Origin of the sequence: Roseateles paludis, assembly GCF_039872745.1 — a bacterium.
In the GTDB taxonomy this organism is placed as follows: Bacteria; Pseudomonadota; Gammaproteobacteria; order Burkholderiales; family Burkholderiaceae_C; genus Pelomonas; species Pelomonas paludis.
Map to the genome: position 1 here is coordinate 1,196,288 of NZ_JBDPZD010000001.1, position 20,521 is coordinate 1,216,808.

General features: G+C 68.4%; 13 protein-coding genes. 2 read left to right on the forward strand and 11 right to left on the reverse strand.

Annotated features, from left to right (window positions below; translation table 11 throughout):
• Window positions 1-126 precede the first annotated feature (126 nt).
• From ABDJ85_RS05625 to ABDJ85_RS05645, 5 genes are all read right to left on the reverse strand, one after another.
• The gene (locus ABDJ85_RS05625) at window positions 127-1,395 is read right to left on the reverse strand and encodes an ABC transporter substrate-binding protein (protein WP_347703755.1); all 1,269 of its coding nucleotides are present in this window, start codon (window positions 1,393-1,395) and stop codon (window positions 127-129) included.
• Complete coding sequence (locus ABDJ85_RS05630) at window positions 1,392-2,894, reverse strand: tryptophan halogenase family protein (protein ID WP_347703756.1); 1,503 nt, start codon at window positions 2,892-2,894, stop codon at window positions 1,392-1,394. Before ABDJ85_RS05630 ends, ABDJ85_RS05625 begins: the two co-directional genes overlap by 4 nt.
• Before the next feature lie 8 nt (window positions 2,895-2,902).
• Complete coding sequence (locus ABDJ85_RS05635; RefSeq protein WP_347703757.1) at window positions 2,903-5,788, reverse strand: TonB-dependent receptor; 2,886 nt, start codon at window positions 5,786-5,788, stop codon at window positions 2,903-2,905.
• A 280-nt stretch (window positions 5,789-6,068) separates the two neighbouring features.
• Entirely contained in the window at window positions 6,069-7,121 is a 1,053-nt protein-coding gene (locus tag ABDJ85_RS05640; RefSeq protein ID WP_347703758.1) for a LacI family DNA-binding transcriptional regulator, read from the reverse strand.
• A gap of 33 nt (window positions 7,122-7,154) precedes the next feature.
• Window positions 7,155-8,744, reverse strand: a complete 1,590-nt coding sequence (locus ABDJ85_RS05645) for an MFS transporter (RefSeq protein WP_347703759.1) — start codon at window positions 8,742-8,744, stop codon at window positions 7,155-7,157.
• A 60-nt stretch (window positions 8,745-8,804) separates the two neighbouring features.
• On the opposite strand from ABDJ85_RS05645, the gene proC reads away from it, so the two are divergent.
• Window positions 8,805-9,629, forward strand: coding sequence for a pyrroline-5-carboxylate reductase (gene proC, locus ABDJ85_RS05650; RefSeq protein ID WP_347703760.1), 825 nt, complete (start codon window positions 8,805-8,807; stop codon window positions 9,627-9,629).
• 224 nt (window positions 9,630-9,853) lie between these two features.
• Window positions 9,854-10,855, forward strand: a complete 1,002-nt coding sequence (locus ABDJ85_RS05655) for a PEP-CTERM sorting domain-containing protein (RefSeq protein ID WP_347703761.1) — start codon at window positions 9,854-9,856, stop codon at window positions 10,853-10,855.
• Between the two features lie 56 nt (window positions 10,856-10,911).
• Here ABDJ85_RS05655 and gshA read toward each other — a convergent pair whose 3' ends face one another.
• The 6 genes from gshA to ABDJ85_RS05685 form a co-directional block, all read right to left on the reverse strand.
• Window positions 10,912-12,414: a glutamate--cysteine ligase gene (gshA, locus tag ABDJ85_RS05660; protein ID WP_347703762.1), complete on the reverse strand. Its 1,503-nt coding sequence runs from the start codon at window positions 12,412-12,414 to the stop codon at window positions 10,912-10,914.
• Between the two features lie 107 nt (window positions 12,415-12,521).
• The gene (locus tag ABDJ85_RS05665; RefSeq protein WP_347703763.1) at window positions 12,522-14,528 is read right to left on the reverse strand and encodes a diguanylate cyclase domain-containing protein; all 2,007 of its coding nucleotides are present in this window, start codon (window positions 14,526-14,528) and stop codon (window positions 12,522-12,524) included.
• On the reverse strand, window positions 14,512-16,620 hold the full coding sequence (locus ABDJ85_RS05670; RefSeq protein ID WP_347703764.1) for a GGDEF domain-containing protein: 2,109 nt from the start codon (window positions 16,618-16,620) through the stop codon (window positions 14,512-14,514). Before ABDJ85_RS05670 ends, ABDJ85_RS05665 begins: the two co-directional genes overlap by 17 nt.
• Window positions 16,621-16,771: 151 nt before the next feature.
• Window positions 16,772-18,472 (reverse strand): ABC transporter ATP-binding protein, encoded by a 1,701-nt coding sequence (locus ABDJ85_RS05675; protein ID WP_347703765.1) that lies wholly within the window; start codon window positions 18,470-18,472, stop codon window positions 16,772-16,774.
• Window positions 18,469-19,497: an ABC transporter permease gene (locus ABDJ85_RS05680; protein WP_347703766.1), complete on the reverse strand. Its 1,029-nt coding sequence runs from the start codon at window positions 19,495-19,497 to the stop codon at window positions 18,469-18,471. Before ABDJ85_RS05680 ends, ABDJ85_RS05675 begins: the two co-directional genes overlap by 4 nt.
• A complete protein-coding gene (locus ABDJ85_RS05685) occupies window positions 19,494-20,432 on the reverse strand; it encodes an ABC transporter permease (RefSeq protein ID WP_347703767.1) in 939 nt (312 codons plus the stop codon). The genes ABDJ85_RS05680 and ABDJ85_RS05685 overlap by 4 nt, the downstream gene beginning before the upstream one ends.
• Window positions 20,433-20,521 lie beyond the last annotated feature (89 nt).

A 20,521-nucleotide genomic window follows, 5' to 3' on the forward strand; every position in this document is an offset into this window, starting at 1 on the left:
CCCGACGAGCGGGAACGTGGCGAAGGGTTGGCAGGGTCCAGCGGCTGCCGTGGCGCCGGCTTTGCCGGGCCACTGGCAGCGCCCCCTTGAGGGGGCCGGCGCAGCCGGTACGGGGTGGGCTCATCTTCACCTCTTGGCGCGCAGGGCCAGCACGCGTTCGGCATCGGCCAGGGCGGTGCGCACGTCTTTACCGTAGGCCAGCACGTTGTCGAGCTCACCGTTGATCACCTCCTGCGCAAAGGTGGCCTGGCGGTGCGGGGCTTGCGCGCGGATCTTGCGGGCGAGGTCGCGCCACAGCAGGCGGGCACGCTGGCCACCAAGGAAGGGCAAGGGCTCGTCGAAGAACGGGTCCTCCTGCGCGGCCAGCAGGGCCGGGAAGGCATCTTGCGCGCGGAAGGTGTCGAGCTGGCGCTGGCGGTCCAGCGTCATGGTCTGGATCAGCGACCAGGCCAGCGCCTTGCGCGCGGGGTCGGAGCGGCGCGGGATCACGTAGTAGGTGCCACCGTAGGACACATAGGTCTGCTCGGGCAGCGGGGCCGAGCGCCACAGGCCGCGCGTCTCGGGTGCCACCCAGTTGGCGAGTTGGCCCACCATCCAGGCGCCCGACATCTCGGTGGCCAGACGGCCGCGCTTGAGGCTCTCAGCCCAGTCGTTGCGCCAGACCTCGACGCCGCCGTCCAGCCCCTCGCGCCGCACCTGGCGGCACAGCTCGAAGGCGCGTACGAAACGCGGCGAGGTGACCAAGGGGCGCTGCTGCGCGTCGTAGAACATGCCGTCACCGGGGGCGGCGCCGCTGCGGATCATGATGTCCTTGAGCAGCTTCACGTCGCCAATCAGGCGCGCGCCGGTGGCGGCCTTGAGCTTGCGGCCGCTGTCGACGTAGGACTCCCAGGAGCGGGTCAGGTCGGCCTCGGTGAGGCCGGCGCGGTCGAGCAGGTCCTTGCGATAGAGCAAGGTGCCGGGGCCGATGTCGGCCGGCAGCGCGACGATGCCGCCCTGGCGGTTGCGGGCCTGCTCGAAGGCGAAGGGGGTGAAGGCCTCGCGGTGGCGCTCGGCGTTGAAGGGCGTGGCGGAGAGGTTCTCCAGCCCCTGGCCGAGCGAGAAGCGGCCCATGTAGGTGGACTCCAGCGCCATCACGTCGGGCATGGACGCACTGCCACTGCCCGAGGTGGAAAGCGCGGTGGTCATGGCGGTGTGGTGGTCGGCGTACTGCTTGCTGATCACCTGCACCTCCACGCCGGGGTGCTGGGCCTGCCAGGCCGGCATCGCGGCCTCGACGATCTTGTCCACCAGCGGGAAGGCGGCGACGACGAGGCGCTGCGGTGCGGGTGCTGCGTTGCTGATGCGCCAGGTGCCAGCGGTGCCGGTGGCGGCGAGGAAGTGGCGACGCTTCATGTGGCCAATGCTCCTTGGCTGCGCAGGTAGTCGGCGTGCTCAGGCATGGCCTGCACGCAGCGCGCGATGACCTGGCGCACGTGGTCGAGGTAGTCGCGCAATTCTGGCTCGCTGAGTTGATCGGCAAACGGGTGGTGGCCGCGCGGCATCAAGCCTTGGCCCAACATCACCTGCACCCAGCTGACCTCGGCAAACAGCTCGTCGCTGTGGCGGATCACGCGGCCGTTGGCGGCGAAGAGGTCGAGCTTGCGCTGCAGGGTGTCGGGGATGGGCATGCTGCGGCAGTAGCGCCAGAACTCGCTGTCGTCGCGGCGCGTGAGCTTGTAGTGCAGGGCCAGGAAGTCGCGGATGTTCTCGTACTCGCGGGTGGTCAACGCGTTGTACTCGGCGACGTCGGCGGGGTCGATCTCTTTCCCGTGCGGGAAGAAGTCCAGGATGCGTGCCACCGCCATGTGGATGAGGTGGATGCTGGTCGATTCGAGCGGCTCCAGGAAGCCGCTGGACAGCCCCACCGCCACGCAGTTGCCAACCCAGAAGCGTTTGGCCCGCCCGGTGCGGAAGCGGATCAATCGCGGCTCGGCCTGCGCGGGCGTGTCGAGGTGATCGAGCAGCACGGTGCGGGCGTCTTCTTCGGTCATGAAGCGGCTGGCAAACACGTGGCCGTTGCCCAGGCGATGCTGCAGCGGGATGCGCCACTGCCAGCCGGCACTGTGGGCGGTGGCGCGGGTCATGGGCAGCAGCGGGGTGGCGGCCTCGCTGGGCACGGCCCAGGCGCGGTCGCAGGGCAGCCAGTGGCTCCAGTCCTCGAAGCCGGCCTGCAGGGTCTGCTGGATGAGCAGGCCGTGCTGGCCCGAGCAGTCGATGAAGAAGTCGCCGTCAATGCGCGTGCCATTCGCCAGCTCGATGGCGGCAATGCCGCCCTCGGCACGGCGGGTCACCTGGGTGACGCGGCCTTCGATGCGCTGCACACCACGGGCCTCGGCATAACGGCGCAGGAAGGCGGCGTAGCGTGAGGCGTCGAAGTGAAAGGCGTGCGCCAGCTCGGCCAGTGGCGAGCCCGCCATGTCGGGCCGAGCGCGCATGAAGCGGGCGGCGCGCGGGGCAGCGGTGTTGAGCGCGTAGTCGCCCAGCTCCGCCGCACAGCCCAGCCGCTGGCCGCGCAGCCAGAAGTGGTGGAAGGGCAGGCCCTGTGCCCCGGCACCCAACTGGCCAAAGCCGTGGATGTAGCGCTCGCCCACGGCGCCCCAGTTCACGAACTCGATGCCGAGCTTGAAGCTGCCGCCGCACTCGCGCAGGAACTCGTTCTCGTCGAGCCCGAGTGCGCGGTTGAACTCGATGAGGTTGGGGATGGAGGCCTCCCCCACGCCGATGGTGCCGATCTCGTCGGACTCGACGAGCGTCAGCCCGCAGCGGCCGCCCAGGCTGCGCGCGAAGGCGGCCGCCGTCATCCAGCCGGCGGTGCCGCCGCCGACGATGACGACGCGGGGGGAGGCTTGCATGGGCAGGGTCAGAAGCGGTAGTTCAAACCAACGAGGGTGGTGCGGCCGAAGCGGGTGATGAAGTTGGGCGTGAGCTGGCTCTTGTCCGGCGCCTCACCCTGCACGCTGACGTAGTTGACCGTGGGGCGGTCTTGCAGGTTGCCCACTTGCAGGAGGATGGACAGGCCCTTCAAGTCACCACTTTCCCAACCGTAGCCCAGTTGCAGGTCTTGCACCTTGTCGGCGCCCTGCTGCTGGGTGGTGTTGTTGAGGAAGATGTCGCGCGTGGTGGCGGTGAAGGGCGAGCGGTAGCGCTGCGAGAAGCGCAGCGAGAAGCCGTGGTCCTCGTAGTAGACGGTGAAGCTGTTGCTGCGGCCCGAGAGGCCGTTGAGCGGCACGTCGCGCGAGGTGCTCACAGTCGGGTCGGGGTTCTGGTCCTTGATGTTGCTGCGCAGCTTGCTGGCGCTGGCCACGATGCCGAAGCCCTTGAGGGCGTCGTGCAGCAGGTCGGCCTCCAGCGCAAAGGCCAGCTCGGTGCCGTCCACCTTGCCGCCGGTGCCGTTGAGCGGCTGGATGAAGGGCGCGATGGCCTTCGGAACCACGCCGGCCGGGGCCGAGGTGGTGGGGAAGCCGGCGCTGCTGATGGCGGTGAGCTGGTTGTAGACGTAGCTGTTCAGGTTCTTGTGGAACTGAGCCAGGGCGATGTAGCTGCGCTTGCCGAAGTACTTCTCCAACGACACGTCCCAGCCAGTCGCCAGCCAGGGCTTGAGCGCGGGGTTGCCGCCGTAGGCCGTGGTCCATTCGCCGGCATGCGGGGTGCCGGGCAGGTCAGCCAGCACGCGGGGGGTGCTAGTGCCGGCGCGCATGTCCACGAAGTTGGGGCGCACCATGGTCTTGGCCCAGCCCAGGCGGACGAGGACGTTGTTGCGGAAGTCGGCCGTCAGATTGAGGCTGGGCAGGGTGTGGGTGTAGCTGGCGCCGCCGGTGCGGCGCACCAGCAGGCTCTTGTCGGGGATCTCGTCGTCGCCGCGGTACTCCCAGCCTTCGGAGTGCTGGCTGGCGTGCACGGCTTGCAGGCCGGCGTTGCCGCGCAGGTTGATGCCTTGGATGTCGTGGTCGAAGTCAGCCTTGAAGAAGGCGGTGGTCACCTTCTCGCCCACGCTGGAATTGTTGGCCACCCACTTGGAGAACTGGCCTTCTTCGAGCTGGTACTGGCCGCTGGCGACGAGGTCGGGCACGTCCACGCGCAGCAGCGCCGGGATGCCGGCCCAGCTCATGTCGAAGGGGGTGCGCACGCTGCTCGTGGGGATGCTGCGGATGTAGTTGCCCGCGCTGTCCCGCTTCATCAGGATGCGGTCTTCGTTCTTGGCCACGTCCTTGTCGCGCTGGGTGTGGTTGAGGCCGAACTGCAGGTGGCTCCAGAAGCCGTCCAGCTCGCGGTGCAGGCTGAGGCGGGCGGACTTGACCTCGTCGGTCACGTCGGGGTGGCGGATGGCGCCGATCCAGGCTTCGTTGGGCACCCAGTCCATGCCCTGCACGTCACCAAACGCCATGCGGCTCGGGTCGGCCAGCAGCTGGGTGTCGAGCGGGGTGAAGGTCTGCACGCCGTTGCCGCCGATGGGCACGTTCCAGCGGTAGCCGCCGTATTGCCAGTTCTTGGTGGCGTTGTTGTAGGGGCCGGCGTAGCCTTCAGCGTAGCGCTCGGCACGCTTGTCGCGCGAGAAGGCGATGTCGGAGACAAGCTTCCACTTGTCGGCCAGTTTCAGCTCGGTGTTCCAGCCCACGGCGCTGATGTCGTCCTTGCGACGGGTGTCGAAGTTGCCGACGTTGGCCACCATGGCGGACGCTGTGGCGGCGGTGGCATAGGTGTCGTCACCGCGCTGCACGGTGGACACATTGCTGAGCGCCGTGCTGATGCCGGCCGACCAGTTGCCAAAGAGGCTTTGCGCAAATTTGCCGCCCACTTCGTGCGTCTTGAACTGCGAGTAGTAGAGGTCGACCTGGGTGTGCAGCTGGTCGTTCGGCTGGTACTCGACAACGGCCATCAGGCCATCGCGGGTGTTCTTCTTGGTGGTGCCGGTGGCCGTCCAGAACATGGGCAGCATGGCCTGGCCGGTGCCCACCTGCGAGGGCGCATTGCCACTGAGCGGCAGGCCGTAGGGCGCGTAGTCGCCGAACTGCACGAGCTCGGTCTTGCGCGTCTGGGTGGGCGAGTCGAGCCGCGCAAAGCCCACGGCCACGCCGAGGGTCTTACCCGCGAACTGATCGACATAGCTGGCGCTGGCGCGCATGCCGGTGGCCGAGGTGACGCCGGGCACCATGGTGCGGTTGGAGTTGCGCTCGCCGCGCACATTGAGGGCCGCCTGGCGGCCGTTGACCGACAGCGGCCGCACGGTGCGGATGTCGGCCGTGCCGGAGAGGCCCTGGCCGATCAGCGCGCCATCGGGCGTCTTGTAGACGACGACGGTGCTGATCAGCTCGGACGGGAACTGATCGAACTCCACCGCGCGGCTGTCGTTGGACGAGACCATCTCGCGGCCATTGAGCAGCACACCCGAGAACTCGGGCGACAGGCCGCGGATCGAGACCTTGTCGACCCGACCGTCAGCGCCGCGCTGGCCGGTAAGGCCGGGCAGGCGCGCCAGGGCTTCGGCAATGCTGGCGTCGGGCAGCTTGCCCAGGTCCTCGGCCGCGATGGCCTCGACCACGCCCTCGGCATTGCGCTTGAAGGTCACGGCCGTCTCCAGGCTGCGGCGGATGCCGCTGACGACGACGGCGTCGAGCTGCTGGGGCGACTGGGCGGTGGTCTGCGCCTGGGCGGCAGTGGCCAGGGCCAGCAGGCCTACAGCCAGGGTGATGGGCGTGCTGCGCGGGGCCAGCGGGCGCTTGGCGGCGTGGCGGGTCGAGGTTGTCATGGGGGCGTCTCCGGTGTTGTGGTGGGCGCTGGGTGCGCCGGTGCGATGGGCACCGCCTTGGGCACGGCTGCTGCGGCCTCCCCTCGCGGATGGGTGGCTGCACGCCGAGCTGATTTCCGAAATCAAGAAAGCGTTTTCTGAAAGCGCTTGCAAAATTGTGCGTGCAAGGCCGCAGGCGGCGTTCCAGCGTTTTCCCGGATGTCGGGTTTCAGCCCCACGCGACTGCGGGGGCGGGGGCGGCCCCGGGGTGGTTGGGGCCGGTTGGCGCTGCGCTACAGCGTCAGCGCTTGCGGGGCGCGGCGGTCGATTCGCGCACCACCAGACGTGGCGGCGTCAGGGTGACGCGTGGCGGGCGGTCGGCCAGCAGATCGAGCAGGGCGGTGGCGGCCTGGGCGCCGATCTCGCCCACCGACTGGCGCACGGTGGTCAGCGGTGGGATGGAGAACTCGGCCACCGCCACATCGTCAAAGCCCACCAGGGACACGTCCTGCGGCACGCGCAAGCCGGCCCGGTGCAGGGCCAGCGCGGCGCCGATGGCCATCTGGTCGTTGGACGCGAACAGCGCCGTGAAGGGCTTGCCGCGCGCCAGCAGGGCCTGCGCGGCCTGCTGGCCGCTGGGCTCGGTGTAGGCGCCTTCGGCCACCAGGTCGGGGTCGAGCTTGAGGCCGGCGGCCTGCAGCGTTTCCTCAAAGGCGGTGCGGCGTTCCAGCGCGTCGGCATGCTGGTGGGCGCCCGTGATGAAGGCAATCTGCCGGTGCCCAAGGCTCAGCAGATGCTCAGCCGCCAGATGGGCGCCCAGCCGGTTGTCAAAGCCGATGCTGAGGAACTGGCGGCCTGGCGAGCGCCGGCCCACCAGCACCAGTGGCACCTCGGCGGCATAGCGCTTGAGGGCGGCATCGGACAGCCGGCCGGCAAACACGATGAGCCCATCGACACGCCGCGACATCAAGGTCTCGATGGCCTTGCGCTCGTCGTCCTCGCGCCAGTTGCCGCTCACAAACAGCGAGGCATAGCCGGCGGCGTCCAGCACGCCTTCGATGCCGTACATGGCCTCGCCATAGAAGGGGCTGGAGATGGTTTGCGTGACCACACCGACGCTGAAGGTCTTGCCGCCCGCCAGGCCGCGCGCCACGGGGTTGGGCCTGAAGCCCAACTCCTGGATGGCCGCCTGCACGGCGGCTTGCTTGGCCGGGCTGACGACCGCTGTGCCGTTGAGGATGCGCGAGACGGTGCTGGGCGAGACGCCCGCACGCTCGGCCACCTGCTGCAGCGTGACGGTGCTGGTCTGGGCGGCGTTGGCGCGGCGGCTGCGGGTGGGCGGGGGCGTGTTCATGGCTGCGCGGCAGTGTAGGGGCCGCGCAGGCTCCTAGCCTTCCCTCAGCCCCGGTGCCCCAGCGCGCCCCAACGCGCTATTGCCCCAGCACTGCTCGTAGGGCCAGCCGGTCAGTTCCTCCGCAATGGCGCGGGCCTCGGGCGGCACGTCCTCGATGCGGCCACCGGCCTTGATGCGGGCGATCTCGACGAGCAGTACCGCGTGGTTCTTACGGTCCAGCTTCATCTGCAGGCTGAAGTAGATGGCGCCCAGGGCCAGGCCGATCACGCCAAACACGAAGATGCCATTGATGGCCGCCACCGCTGTGGCGGGCTGGCTGCCTTGGCCGGACAGGAAGCCGAACTGCCCCAGCACCCAGCCCATGCAAAAGACGATGACCGAGCGGGTGATCTTGCCGGCAAAGGTCATGGCCCCGGCGTAAATGCCCTCGCGGCGCCGGCCGGTCAGCACTTCATCGACGTCGGCCAGGAAGGTGTAGACCGTCCAGGGGATGTAGTACACGCCGCCCGTGCCGAGCCCGAAGACGGCCGTGATGGCAAAGAGCGCGATCACCGTCGTCTGCTGCGACCAGCCCAGGTAGTAGAGCCCGGTATAGGCCAGCACGCTGCCGCCCACCACCAGCAAGGCCATGGCGTAAGGGCGGGCAAATCCAAACCGGATGCACAGGCCGATAAAGATCAGTGTGGAAATCAACTGCATCACCGAGCTGAAACTGTTCAGATAGCCAACGGTGGCCTTGTCCTGCCCGAGCGAGAAGATGATGAAATAGGTGAATATCGAGGCGAACAGCCATTCCGCCCCAAAACCCAGCAGATACATGCCCAGATGCTTGCGGAATATCCGCAGGCGGAAGGTGGACAGCATGTCGAGGCTGAGTTTCTTCAGTGCCGCCCCCAAACTGCCGGCGCGCTCCTGCACCACCTCGTGCACAGGCCGCTCCCAGGACATGAAATAGAGCGCCGCCATGGCGCCGCACATGATCAGGGCATAGATGACGCCAGTCAGCAGGAAGGGCGTGCTTGATTCTTTGCTGTAGACCAGAAAGAGCTGTGCCGGGATGAAGGCCGCCAGGAAGTTGGCCACCTTGCCGAACATGGCCTTGGCACCGGTGAGCTTGGAGCGCACCGCAAAATCGGTGGTCATTTCCGTCGCCAGGGTTTCATAGGGCACCATGATCGAGGTATAGACCAGCTCAAAGAGCGCATACATCGACAGGTAATACCAAAACCCAAAGCCATCGATCCACATCAGTGGATACAGCAATACCAGCGGAATCCCGGTCAGGATGAAAAACCGGCGGCGCCCGAATTTGCGTCCGAGCCGGGTGTTGTAGAAGTTGTCGCTGATATACCCCATGATGGGGTTGCTGATCGCATCGAGGATGCTGGCGACCGAGAAAATCGTTGCCGCTTCCACCACCGTCAGGCCGCAGAAGGTCGTGTAGAAATACAGCAGCCATGAGCCGGCGATGGCCAGCGCCCCGCTGCCCAGCAGGTTGGCGCTGCCGTAGCTCAGGGTGTGCTTGAGGGTGATCGGTCGGCTCATTGCGGGCTGCCTTGCTTGATTGTGGAAAGCTGTTCCATTTTTGATGGTCATGCGTTCCGTATGTTCTGAGTATCCCATTCACCAAGCCGCCGTGGGGCTCCGCACTTCCCCGGTGATCCAGCTTCTAGACTCCCGCCCATGAACACCCCCTTGCTCACCCCCATTGCCTTCATCGGCGGCGGCAACATGGCCAGCGCCGTCATCGGCGGCCTGCTGCGCAGTGGCCAACTCCAGCCCAGCCAGGTCCTGGTTGTCGAACCCCACGCGCCGCAGCGCGACAAGCTGCGCGCGGACTTCGGCCTGGAGGCCCTCACAGCCGGCGACGAGCGCCTGGCCCAGGCTGCCTTGGTGGTCTGGGCCGTCAAGCCGCAGCTGTTTGGCGAGGCCGCCGCACCGCTGAAAGCCTGGGTGGGCGGCGCGCTGCACCTGTCGGTGATGGCCGGCATCACCACCGCCAGCCTCAGCCGCGCCACCGGCAGCGCGCGCATCGTGCGCTCCATGCCCAACACGCCGGCCTTGATCGGGCAGGGCATTGCCGGCCTCTTTGCCTGCCCGGATGTGACGGCGGCCGAGCGCGCGGCCATCGAAGCCGTGCTGGCCCCCACCGGCCGCACGCTGTGGGTGGACCGCGAGGCCGATCTCGATGCCGTGACGGCCCTCTCGGGCTCGGGCCCGGCCTACTTCTTCCTGATGGTCGAGTCCATGATGGCCGCTGCCGTCGAAATGGGCCTCACTGCCGAGCAGGGCCGCCAGTTGTCCCTTGCCACCTGCGCCGGCGCGGCTGCCTTGGGCCTGGCTAGCCCCGAGAGCCCCACCGTGCTGCGTGAGCGCGTCACGTCCAAGGGCGGCACCACCTACGCGGCCATCACGGCCATGCAGGCCGATGGCGTGGACGTGGCCATCCGGCGGGCGGTGCTGGCAGCGCAGCGCCGGGCTGAGGAGCTTGGCAAGCAGTTCGAATGAGGCAGGACTCCGAGCCCGTCAGTCGTGAAGCTGGCATCAAAAAAACACAATAAAAACATAAGGTTACACCTTATGAATTAGGGGTGACGGTGCGCCTGACAGCGGCGAATTGAGGCTGGTTGGAAATCCTTGTGAATCAGTGGCTTAGAGGGGTGGCGCATGTTTTGCTATCCGACCCTGCCGGCCTCGAAGTTGCGGGGCCGCTAACTTCGGAGACCTCCCTCATGAAATCCCCCCTTCTGCATCGCTGGGCTGTTGCCCTCGTCGCGGCGGCTGGCTTTGGCGCCTGCACCATCGCTTCGGCCTTCCCGATCGTGCTGACCCAAGCTGGCATCGACAAAGGCTTTTCGATCTCGACCGTGGTGTCCGGCATGGCCGGCGGTACGCCGAGCTGCTGCTACGTACTGGGCAGCGCTGTCACGTCAGACGGCAAGATCCTGCTGAATAACGGTAATGACGGGCAGAACTACCTGTTCAACAACGCCGACAACCAGGTCAAGGCCAACGCGATCAGCTCTGCCAGCAATAACGGTGCCTTTCCGACGGCTATGGCAACGGCGAACGGCAAGACCTACGCCAGCGGCAGCAATCTGCGTTTGCTGAACAACGACGGGTCGACGCAAACCACCTACAGCGGCATCACGATGTACGCAGGCATGTGGACGAATCAGGCCAATCAGCACTTGGTCGGCGTTGGCTATGCAGACGGCGTCGGTTCGGGTCTGCTGGACGTCGACGTGAGCGGCGGGACGCCGGTGGCGCGTCTGATCAACGGCGCTGGCTCCGATGGCGTGACCGTGTCGCCCGATGGCTCGATCGTCTATACCAATGACGGCGCCTATCGCTTCAGCGATGGCGTGCAGATCGGCAGCTTCTTCGTTGGCGGTGCTGACGGCATGGGTGTCATCGCCAGCAACAACGATCTGAACGGCGACGTGGTGGTGAGCACCACGGACGGTCGCCTGATCCTGCTGGACGTTGACAACAACTACGCCCAGACCGAGATTGCCAATGGTGGTGGCTACGGTGACTTTGCCAGCCCCGACTTCACCAACGGCACGCTGCTGTTCAGCTCCGGCGACATGCTGATGCGCCTGAGCTGCGGCGCTGGCTGCGGTGTGGGTTCGGTCAACCCCGATCCGTCGGTGCCTGAGCCTGCCAGCCTGGCCCTGGTCGGCATCGCGCTGGTCGGCATGAGCTATCGCCGCGTCCGCAAGAACGCCTGAAGCTCGCTACGTAGTTGAAGCGGCCACCTTCGGGTGGCCGTTTTCATTGGCAGGCCTCAAGCCTGCGTCGTCTGCGGATCCAGATAGCGCTGGCGGAAGCTCTCGAAGGGCTCGGTGTCGGTGGCCTCGATGCGGGCCTGCTCCAGCAGGGAATCGAGCGCCATGGCCTCGTAGCGGGCGCGCTGTTTTTCGCTGAAGGGCAGGGCCATCAGGTCGGCCAGGGTCTGGTCGGAGCGGCGGCGGATGAAGCGCACATAGCTGCCCTCGAACTCGCGGCCCATGGCGGCGAGGATGCGGGCCGAGGGCGTGAGGTCGGGGTGGGCCAGGCGCTGGCGTGCGGTCTCCAAGGCGGCGCGGTAGGCGGTGCTGGCGTGGGCGGCGTCGAGCGCGGCGGCTTGGACCTCGCAGGCGTCGAGCAGCTCACGGCCCCAGTCCTGCAGGCTGCGCTCCTGCCCACTCATGTGTTCGAGCATCAGGCCCGGCTCGCGGCCGCGGGCGGCCACGCGGTGCTGGTTGCGGCTGTTGGCGTCGATTTCCTCGGGCGTGTCGGGCGGGCTCTCGGCGTGAAGGCAGTGCAGCAGGAAGAGGTCGAGGAAACGGATGGTCTCGGCGCCGATGCCGACGGGCTCGAAGGGGTCGAGGTCCATCAGCCGCACCTCGACGTACTCGACCCCGCGCTCGCGCAGCGCGTGCAGTGGGCGCTCTCCGCTGCGGATGGTGCGCTTGGCGCGGATGGTGCCGTAGAACTCGTTCTCGATCTGCAGCAGGCTGGTGGAGAGCTGGGCGTAGTCCCCGCCCGGCGTGCGGATGCCGATGGCCTCGTAGGCGGGATAGGGCCGTGTCAGCGCCTCCTGCAGCGAGTTGGCATAGCAGCGCAGGCTGTTGTAGCTGGGCCGGATGCTGGCCTGGGCATCGCTCTGGTAGCCCAGCGGGCCCATGCGCAGCGAGGTGGCATGTGGGCGGTGCAGGCTCTTGCCCAGGAAGGGCTGCAGGCCATGGTCACGGCCCTCGACAAAGCTGCCGCACAGCGCCGGGCTGGCGCCAAACAGGTACAGGATCAGCCAGCCGTGCCGGCGGAAGTTGCGGATCAGGTCGAAGTAGCGCTCGCTGGAGACACCCGGCAGCGACCAGTTGTAGTGGATGCCCGAGATGGTCTGCATGCGCCGGCCATAGCGCTGCCCGAGGCCCATGCGGTAGATGCTCTTGGCACGCCCCACATTGCTGGAGCCGTAGCGCCCGATGGGGATGGTCTCGTCGGCCGGCAGACCGCAGGGCATGGAGCCGACCCAGAGTCGCTCCTCACCCTGCTCGGTGAGTACGTGATAGACGGCCTGGTGGATCTCGGTCAGCTCTCGCAGGCAGGCTTCGACGCCGGCATGCACGCCGGTGATCAGCTCCAGCTGGGACTCGCTGTAGTCGGTGGTGATGTGCGGGTGGGTGAGCGCCGAACCCAGGGCCTGTGGGTGCGGGGTCAGGGCCAGCGCGCCGCTCGGGAGCACGCGCAGGCTTTCCTTCTCGATGCCTCGGCGGATGCCGAGCAGGTGTTCGGTTTCAGGCATCCCGGCACGCTAGCAGACTCAGGCGACGCGGCCACGCAGGGTTTGTGCAGGCCCGACCCGGGGCGGGGGGATGGCCAAGGCGCTCTGCAGACTTCCTGCGACGCGTGCTAACCGAGGCTGACGCTCACCTCGACGTCTCCGCGTTGGCAGGCGGCCTCGAAGTCTTCGTTCGCCTCGCCCAGCACGGTGCCGGGCCGGGCCGTGATGATGCCCACGGCGCGGTAGCGGCCATCGGCCTTGGCCTTGTAGAGGGCCATGTCCACCCAGTTGACGGCCTGCTCCCAGCTCAGCTTCAAGGTGGGGTGCAGCGGGAAGCTGGCCCAGCCGAGCGAGGCCGTCACGGCCAGGGGGCCGGCCTCGGTGGCAATCGGACGGCTGCCGATGGCGCGCAGCAGGCGCTCGGCCAGGTGCTGGAGTGCGGCGGGGTCCAGCTCGGGCGCAAAGACCAGGAACTCCTCGCCGCCCCAGCGCACGACGAGGTCGCTGCCGCGCACCACCTGCTCGATGCGCCGCGCCGTCTCGATGATCACTGCGTCCCCGGCGGCGTGGCCGTGTTCGTCGTTGATGCGCTTGAAGTGGTCGAGGTCCAGCATCAGCAGCGCACCCTGGAATTCGCGCTCCGCGTGCCGCGCCATCACGGCCAGCAGGTGACGACGGTTGGAGAGATTGGTCAGCGGGTCGCGCTCGCTCTGGGTGCGAAGCGCGTGCTCGCTGGCCTGCAGCGCGCGCTGGGCGTGGCGGCTGCGCAGCAGGAAAGCGGCCGCCAATGCCAGCGTCAGCAGCACCAGCAGGCCCACGGCCAGGCCGATGCGCGCGGTGAGCTGGCGGTTGGCCAATTGCTGGTCCTGCAGGTCCACATCGCGCCCCAGCAGTTCAATGTGGCGCTGCTTGGCCTCGGTGTCGTACTGGTGCCGCAGCTCGCGCAGGCTGCTCTCGCGGGCGAGGTCGTCGGCCTTGTCGGCCAGCTCGATCTGCGCGTGATAGGCCGCCAGCGCCTCCTTGTAGCGCCCGAGCTCGGCCCAGGTGTCGGCCAGCTCGGCCTGCTCGCGCGAGCGGCGGACCAGGTCGTCGGGGTCCACGGGCAGGGCGGCCAGGTGGTCCAGCTGTGTGCGCGCGGCATCAAACTCGCGCAGCTTCAGGTGGGCCACGGCCAGGTTATGGCGCACACCGCGCTCGAAGCCGATGTCCTTGAAGCGCTGCAGCACCGGCAGGGCCAGCGCCCCCACGGCCAGTGCGTCGCGCGGGCGGCCCTGGTGCATCAGCACGTCCACCAGGTTGGCGCGCCACTGGGCCTGCAGGTGGGGCAGGTTCAGCGGCTCCAGCGATTCAAGTGCCGTCTCCAGCGCCGGCTGGGCGTTGGCGAAGTCCCCAGAGAGCCGCGCCAGGCGGTAGCGGATCAGATGCGACCGTGCGACCGAGAGCGCATCGCCCTGGGCCTCCGCATACATTGCCCCCAGCGTTTTGCGGGCGTCATCAAGCCGCCCTTGGTCGTGCTGGGCCACGGCGATCATGCCCAGCGTGGCGCTGGCCAGCGGGCTGTCCTTGGCTGCTTGCGCGAGCGCCAGGGCATGGCGCAGCAGGTCCTCGGCGGCTTGCGGGGCGGCGTGGGCCGACTGCTCGCGGGCCAGCAGGCGCAGTGCCGTCCAGGCGATGCGGTAGGGGCAGCCGGCACGCACGCTGCTCAGCTCCTCGCCGCGCCGGCAGGGCGGCTCCAGGGCCTCCAGCGCCTGGCGGGCGGGTGTGCCGGCCAGGCGGGACTGGCGCTCCAGGGCCTGGGCGCGCAACAGCCAGCCGGCCGCCTGGCCGTAGGGCCGCTGGGCCAGGGCCTCGGCAATGGCATTGGCCTGCGTGTAGTCAGCCTGGGCGAGCAGGATCTGGCCGCGCGCCAGCCACCAGGCCACGGCGCGGCGTGGCGCGCTGCCGGACTCGGGCGGCCAGCGGCGCAGCAGCTCGGCCAAGGCCTCGTCGGGGTGGTCGTGGGCCTGCTGTACCAGCTGCGCGAGCTCGGCGTCCTCCGGCGTTTGCGCGTGGGCCGGCCGCGCTGCCAGCACCAGCAGCAGCGCAACCAGCAGGGCCCCGGCCAGGGCGAGCAGGTGGTCACTGCGCCAGCGCATGGCCATCCTCCTTGGGGGGCTGGTGAGGCTGATGGGGCTGGGGGGCTGGCGGCGGCGCCGGCGTCCCCGCCTGGCTGCCGAGCTTGGGCCCCTCCAGCGTGACCAGGGTCACGTCGCCCGCCTGCCAGGCCCCTTCGAGCCTTGCGGCCAGCTCGGCGGCCTGCAGCGGGTCGGTCGCCAGCATGCGCTCCAGCCCATAGGCGCGATTGCGGCCGTGCACCTTGGCCAGGTACATCACGGTGTCAACCAGGTCGATCGCGCGCTCCCAGGGCAGCCGCAGCCCATGCGGGGCGAGTGGAAGGCTGACGAAGCCGATGGACGCGCTGGTGGTGATGTGCAGGGACTCGTAGACCACCGGCGTGCGGCCCACCACATCCAGCAGCCGCTGCGCCAGCGCGCGGGCCAGCAGAGGCTCCGTTGTGCGCGCGTACACCAGGAACTCCTCGCCGCCCCAACGCACCACGAGGTCATCGTCACGCATCTGGTGGCGCAGCCGGCGTGCCAGCTCGATGAGCACCTGGTCGCCCCCGGCGTGGCCGTAGCTGTCGTTGATGCGCTTGAAGTGGTCGATGTCGATCAGGAACAGGCTGCCCTGAAGCTCGGGGCCTTGCTGGCGCATCACGGCCTGGAAGTGCCGGCGGTTGGACAGGCCGGTGAGCGAGTCGCTCTCGCTCTGTTGTTTGAGGGCCGCGTTGCGCACCGCGAGGCGGGCATTGGCGTTTCGGGCGCGGCGCAGGGCCTGCACCACCAGCGCCGCCGACACCAGCACGCATCCGCCGATCAGGGCCCACAGCCCGAGCTGCAGGTTGCGCTGGCTGATCTGTGCGGCTTTGAGCGCCTTATCGCGCGCCAGCAGCTCCAGGTCGCGGTCGCGGCGGTCGGCATCAAAGCGCTCTTGCGCTTCGAGCAAGCGACGCTGCAGCTGCTCGCGCCGTAGCGGTTGCGCGAGCTTGAGGCCTTCGCGGTAGGCCTCGGCGGCGCCGGGCAAGTCCTGCATCCGTTCCAGGTAGCGGGCCAGCTCCAGCCAGTCCTCCGCAGCGGTGGCGAGCGCGCCGTGCTGCAGTTCGGCCTGCACAGCGGCCTTGGCCAGCGCGCGGCCCTCGGACAGCCTGCCCATCAGGACCTTGGCCAATCCGATGTTGAAGCGTGCCAGGTTGGCGGTGCCGGGGTCGTCGCCGGGGCCCACCAGGGCCAGGCTTTGCTGCGCCAGGTCCAGCGCCACGCTGGGCTTGCCGTGGCGCAGGTGGTAGTCGGACAGATTGGCCAGCGCCAAGGCGCGCAGCCGCGCGGCCCCCGCCTCGGTGGCCAGTTGCAGGGCTTGCGAGTAGGACTGCAACGCGATGGCGCTGTCCTCGCTGTAGACGAGGGCGCGGCCGGTGTGTACCTCGTACAGCGTGATGGGATCGGGGTCGGATTCGGCGGCGCTCAGTGCGCGGCTGATCCAGAGCCGGCCTCGCTCGTCCTGCCGCAGGCGGCGGGCCAGCTCGGCCATGTCGGCCAGCGACAGTGCCACGCGCCAGGGATGGGCCAGCTGCTCGGCGAGCTTGAGCGCCAGTTGCGCCTCGGACTGCGCCAGCTCCAGGGCCCCGGCGTCCAGCGCCGTGAAGGACGCTTGGCGGTGATAGCGCCAGCGCTGCAGGGGCAAGGCGCCTTCACGCTGCACCACCGAGACCTTGGAGAGCGCCTTGCGAGCCTCACGCAGGTCGCCCCGGCGGCGTTGGTACTCGGCCCACACGCAGGCGGCGGCCACCTGGGCCGAGGGCTGCAGCTCGTCGAGCGGCCAGTCCTGCAGCCACTTCACGATGGTGGTGACCTGGGCCAGGTCACCGTCCTGCGCCGCGAGCAGGCCGAGCAGGGTCCGGGCCTCCAGGCGTTCGGCGCTGTCCACGGCCAGGCGCGGCTCCAGTCCGCGCAGCTGCTCGGCCAGCGGCGCGGGGTCGGCGCGCTGGCGCCGCTCGACAGCCTCCAGCTGTTGCCAGGCTTTGCTGGGCGGCGCAGCGTTGGCCGGCGCCAGCGGCAGCAAACCCAGCAGGGCCGACAGGACCAGCGGCGCCCAGCGGCGGACGCGACCGAAGGAGCAATGGCGGTTCACACGAGGGCGGGGCGGGAGGAGTCGATCAATGCAGGGCCCTGCGGCCCCACCAACTGGGCAGCACAGCCAACCCGGGCCGGACGACAGCAGCGTCCAGCCTAGGGATGGTAGGGCACGCCGCCGCTACGGCCTGCTGCGGCCTGCCACAGCCTCAGGCCGCTGCCACGCCTTGATACCCGCGCGGGATGGCGCCCAGCAGGCGGCGCGTGTAGTCCTCCCGCGGGGCGGCCATCAGCTCGGCCGTGGCGGCCCGCTCGACCACGGCGCCGTTCTGCATCACCAGCACTTCGTCGGAGATGAACTTCACCACCGCCAGGTCGTGGCTGATGAAGAGGTAGCTGAGGCCGAACTCGTCCTGCAGGTCCTTGAGCAGGTTGAGCACCTGGGCCTGGACCGAGACGTCCAGCGCCGAGACCGCCTCGTCCAGCACCAGCACCTCGGGCTGCAGCGTCAGGCAGCGCGCAATGGCGATGCGCTGGCGCTGGCCGCCCGAGAACTCGTGCGGGTACTTGTGCATGGCCGCTTCATCAAGCCCCACCTTGCGCAGCAGGGCCACGGCGCGGGCTGTGCGGTCAGCCGTGTCGGTGCCGATGCCGTGGATCTCCATCGGCTCGCGCAGGGTCTGCGCGATGGTGAAGCGCGGGTTCAGGCTGGCATAGGGGTTCTGGAAGACGACCTGGATGCGGCGGCGCATGGCCTGCATCTCTTGGCGGCTGAGGCTGAAGAGGTCTTGCCCGCTGAAGCGTGCCTCGCCGCTGGCCGTGCCGCCACCGGGCTCATGCAGGCGCAAAAGCGCGAGGCCCAGCGTCGTCTTGCCCGAGCCCGACTCGCCCACGATGCCCAGGGTGTGGCCCTTGCGCAGCTGGAAGTCCACGCCCCGCACGGCCTGGAACTCCGCGCGGCCGAAGAGGCCCCGCTTCATCCAGAAGCTCTTCTTGAGCCCGCGCACCTCCAGCACCACGGGGGCGTTGGGGTCCTTGGGTTTGGCGTGGCTGGCGTCCGTGGTCTGGCCTTCGATGTGGTCGTCGATCACAGTGAGCCGCACGGGGCTCTCGGTCAAGCTCGGGCGGCAGGCCAGCAGCGCGCGGGTGTAGGCGTCCTGCGGCTTTTGAAAGATGTCGGCCACGGGGGCCTGCTCACGCACCTGGCCGTGGCGCATCACCACGACATGGTCCGACACCTCGCCCACGACGCCGAGGTCGTGCGAGATGAAGAGCAGGCTCATGCGCCGCTGCTCCTTCAGCCGGGCCAGCAGGTCCATCACCTGGCGCTGGATGGTCACGTCGAGGGCCGTGGTCGGCTCGTCGGCGATCAGGAGCTTGGGCTCGCAGGCCAGGGCCACAGCGATCATCACGCGCTGCTGCTGGCCGCCCGACATCTCGTGCGGGTAGCTGCCGAGGCGCCGCTTGGGGTCGGGGATGCCGACCTCGTTCATCAGCTCCTCGGCCCGCGCCAGCGCCTGCTTGCGGCTGAGGCCGAGGTGCTTGATCAGCGGCTCGCAGATCTGCGTGGCCACGGTGAACACCGGGTTGAGCGAGCTCATCGGGTCCTGGAAGACGCAGGCGATCTCTTTGCCACGCAGCTGCTGCATCTCAGGCTGGGATGCCTGCAGCAGATCGCGCCCCTGGAAGAGGATTTGCCCGCTGCGCTCGGCATTGCTGGGCAGCAGGTTGAGGATGGACATCGCCGTCACGCTCTTGCCCGAGCCCGACTCGCCGACCAACGCCACTGTGCTGTTCTCGGCCACGTCAAAGCTGACGCCCTTGACGGCCAGCTGGCGTTGCACCTCGCCCGCCACCTTGCCCATGCGGAAGGCGACCTTGAGGTCTTGGATGGAAAGCAGGGTGGTCATTCCAGACCTCGCAGCTTGGGATCGAGCGCATCACGCAGCGCGTCGGTGAAGAGGGCAAACGCCGTGACGAAGACGGCCATGCAGACGGTCACGGCGGCCAGTTGCCACCAGTGGCCGAGGATCAGCTCGTTCTGGGCCTCGGACAGCATGGTGCCCCAGGAGACCTGGTCCACGCTGACGCCGAGGCCGAGGTAGGACAGGATGACCTCGCTCTTGATGAAGCTCACCACGTGCAACGACAGCTGCACCAGGGCCACGTGCGAGACATTGGGCAGGATGTGCTTGAAGATGCGCGAGCCGGTCGAGGCGCCGATGGCCTCGGCGCTGCGCACGTACTCGCGCGAGCGGTGCTTGATGAACTCGGCGCGGATCAGGCGGTAGATGCCGGTCCAGCCCGTGAAGGCCAGGATCAGCACGACCGAGGTGACGCCGCGCGGGAAGATGGCCGCGAAGGTGAAGAGCAGCAGGATGGTCGGGATGGCCGTGAAGACGTTGTAGACCCACTCCAGCAGGTCGCCCAGCTTGCCGCCAAAGAAGCCCGAGAGCGCGCCCAGCAAGGTGCCGATCAGCGTGGCCACCACGGCGGCGGCCAGGCCCACCACCACCGAGACCTCGGCGCCCTTGATGACCTTGGCCAGCACGTCGCGGCCCAGGCGGTCACCGCCCAGGGGCAGGGTGGGCTGGCGCACGTCATCCTCGGTCTTGAACTTGGCTGCAGCAGCGGCCCACTCGGCATAGCGCGGCGCCAGGGGGTCGATGCTGCTGAGATCGACGGCCGGGCCCTTGGGCTCGATGATGGCGCCCACGTCCTCGGCCGGCCTGGGGCCGACGAAGGTGGGCGGCGCATCGGGCACGCCGACCTCGCGCTGCCAATCGGCCGCGATGACATCCAGCGCCGCAGCCAGCACCAGCACCAGGAAGGCGGCCACGATGGCCATGCAGGTCATGCCGACGCGGTCGGTGCGCAGGCGCTTCCAGGCGGCGGTCCAGACGCCGCCGGAGGAGGTTTGAGTGGGCGCGTTCATTTGAAAACGACTCGTGGATCGACGAGTTTGTAGAGCAGGTCCACGATCAGGTTGACGCTCATGGTCAGCGCCGCAAGGTAGATGGCAAAGGCCTGGATCACCGGGTAGTCGCCTCGGTTCACGGCCAGCAGGATCTCGCGGCCGAGGCCGGGGATGGAGAAGAACACCTCGATCAGGAAGGAGCCCACGAACACCCCGGGCAGCAGCACGGCCACATTGGTGAGGATGGGGATCAAGGCGTTGCGCAGCACGTGCTTGAGCAGCACGGTGCGCTCGGAGAGGCCCTTGGCGCGGGCGGTGCGCACGTAGTCGTGGCCCAGCTCGTCCAGGAAAAAGCTGCGGTAGAGCCGCAACTGCGGCGCCAGGCCCACGGCCACCACCACGAGGATGGGCAGCGGCGCGTAAGTGGTGAGGTTGACCCAGAAGCTCTTGGTCCAGCCCTGCACCGGGAACCAGCCCAGCCGGAAGGCGAACAGGTATTGCGCCAGGATCACGTAGACCAGCAGCGAGATCGACACCGCCACCGTGGTGCAGATCATCACGGTGCGGTCGGTCAGGCTGCCGCGCACGGTCGCCACGGCCATCGCAAACGGGATGGCCAGCAGCACTTCCAGGATCAGGATGGGCACGGTCACCGTCAGCGTGGCCGGCATGCGGCTGGCAAAGAGCGCGCTCACAGGCTCTTGCGTGGCCCAGCTCTTGCCCCAGTCGAAGGTGACGATCTGCTTCAGGAAGATCAGCAACTGCTCCCAGACCGGCTTGTCCAGGCCCAGTTGCTGGCGGATCGAGGCGATCTGCTCAGGCGTGGCGTTCATGCCGCCCAGGATGATGGACGGGTCGCTGCCGAAGTATTTGAAGAGGAAGAACACCAGCAGCACGACCCCCAGCAGGGTGGGGATCATTTGCCACAGGCGCCGGATCACATAGGCCGCCATGTGCGGACCTCCGAACGAAAACCTAAGCCGGCGCGGAGTCTATCCGCGCCGCGAACTTAGACTTCGCGCTTTGTTGGAGTTTCCGGTCC

What these genes read in the sequence shown, in the direction of transcription:
- ABDJ85_RS05625 (WP_347703755.1), bottom strand. Translation starts at nt 1,395, where the DNA reads ATGAAGCGTCGCCACTTCCTCGCCGCCACCGGCACCGCTGGCACCTGG.
- ABDJ85_RS05630 (WP_347703756.1), bottom strand. Translation starts at nt 2,894, where the DNA reads ATGCAAGCCTCCCCCCGCGTCGTCATCGTCGGCGGCGGCACCGCCGGC.
- ABDJ85_RS05635 (WP_347703757.1), bottom strand. Translation starts at nt 5,788, where the DNA reads ATGACAACCTCGACCCGCCACGCCGCCAAGCGCCCGCTGGCCCCGCGC.
- ABDJ85_RS05640 (WP_347703758.1), bottom strand. Translation starts at nt 7,121, where the DNA reads ATGAACACGCCCCCGCCCACCCGCAGCCGCCGCGCCAACGCCGCCCAG.
- ABDJ85_RS05645 (WP_347703759.1), bottom strand. Translation starts at nt 8,744, where the DNA reads ATGGGATACTCAGAACATACGGAACGCATGACCATCAAAAATGGAACA.
- proC (WP_347703760.1), top strand. Translation starts at nt 8,805, where the DNA reads ATGAACACCCCCTTGCTCACCCCCATTGCCTTCATCGGCGGCGGCAAC.
- ABDJ85_RS05655 (WP_347703761.1), top strand. Translation starts at nt 9,854, where the DNA reads ATGAAATCCCCCCTTCTGCATCGCTGGGCTGTTGCCCTCGTCGCGGCG.
- gshA (WP_347703762.1), bottom strand. Translation starts at nt 12,414, where the DNA reads ATGCCTGAAACCGAACACCTGCTCGGCATCCGCCGAGGCATCGAGAAG.
- ABDJ85_RS05665 (WP_347703763.1), bottom strand. Translation starts at nt 14,528, where the DNA reads ATGCGCTGGCGCAGTGACCACCTGCTCGCCCTGGCCGGGGCCCTGCTG.
- ABDJ85_RS05675 (WP_347703765.1), bottom strand. Translation starts at nt 18,472, where the DNA reads ATGACCACCCTGCTTTCCATCCAAGACCTCAAGGTCGCCTTCCGCATG.
- ABDJ85_RS05680 (WP_347703766.1), bottom strand. Translation starts at nt 19,497, where the DNA reads ATGAACGCGCCCACTCAAACCTCCTCCGGCGGCGTCTGGACCGCCGCC.
- ABDJ85_RS05685 (WP_347703767.1), bottom strand. Translation starts at nt 20,432, where the DNA reads ATGGCGGCCTATGTGATCCGGCGCCTGTGGCAAATGATCCCCACCCTG.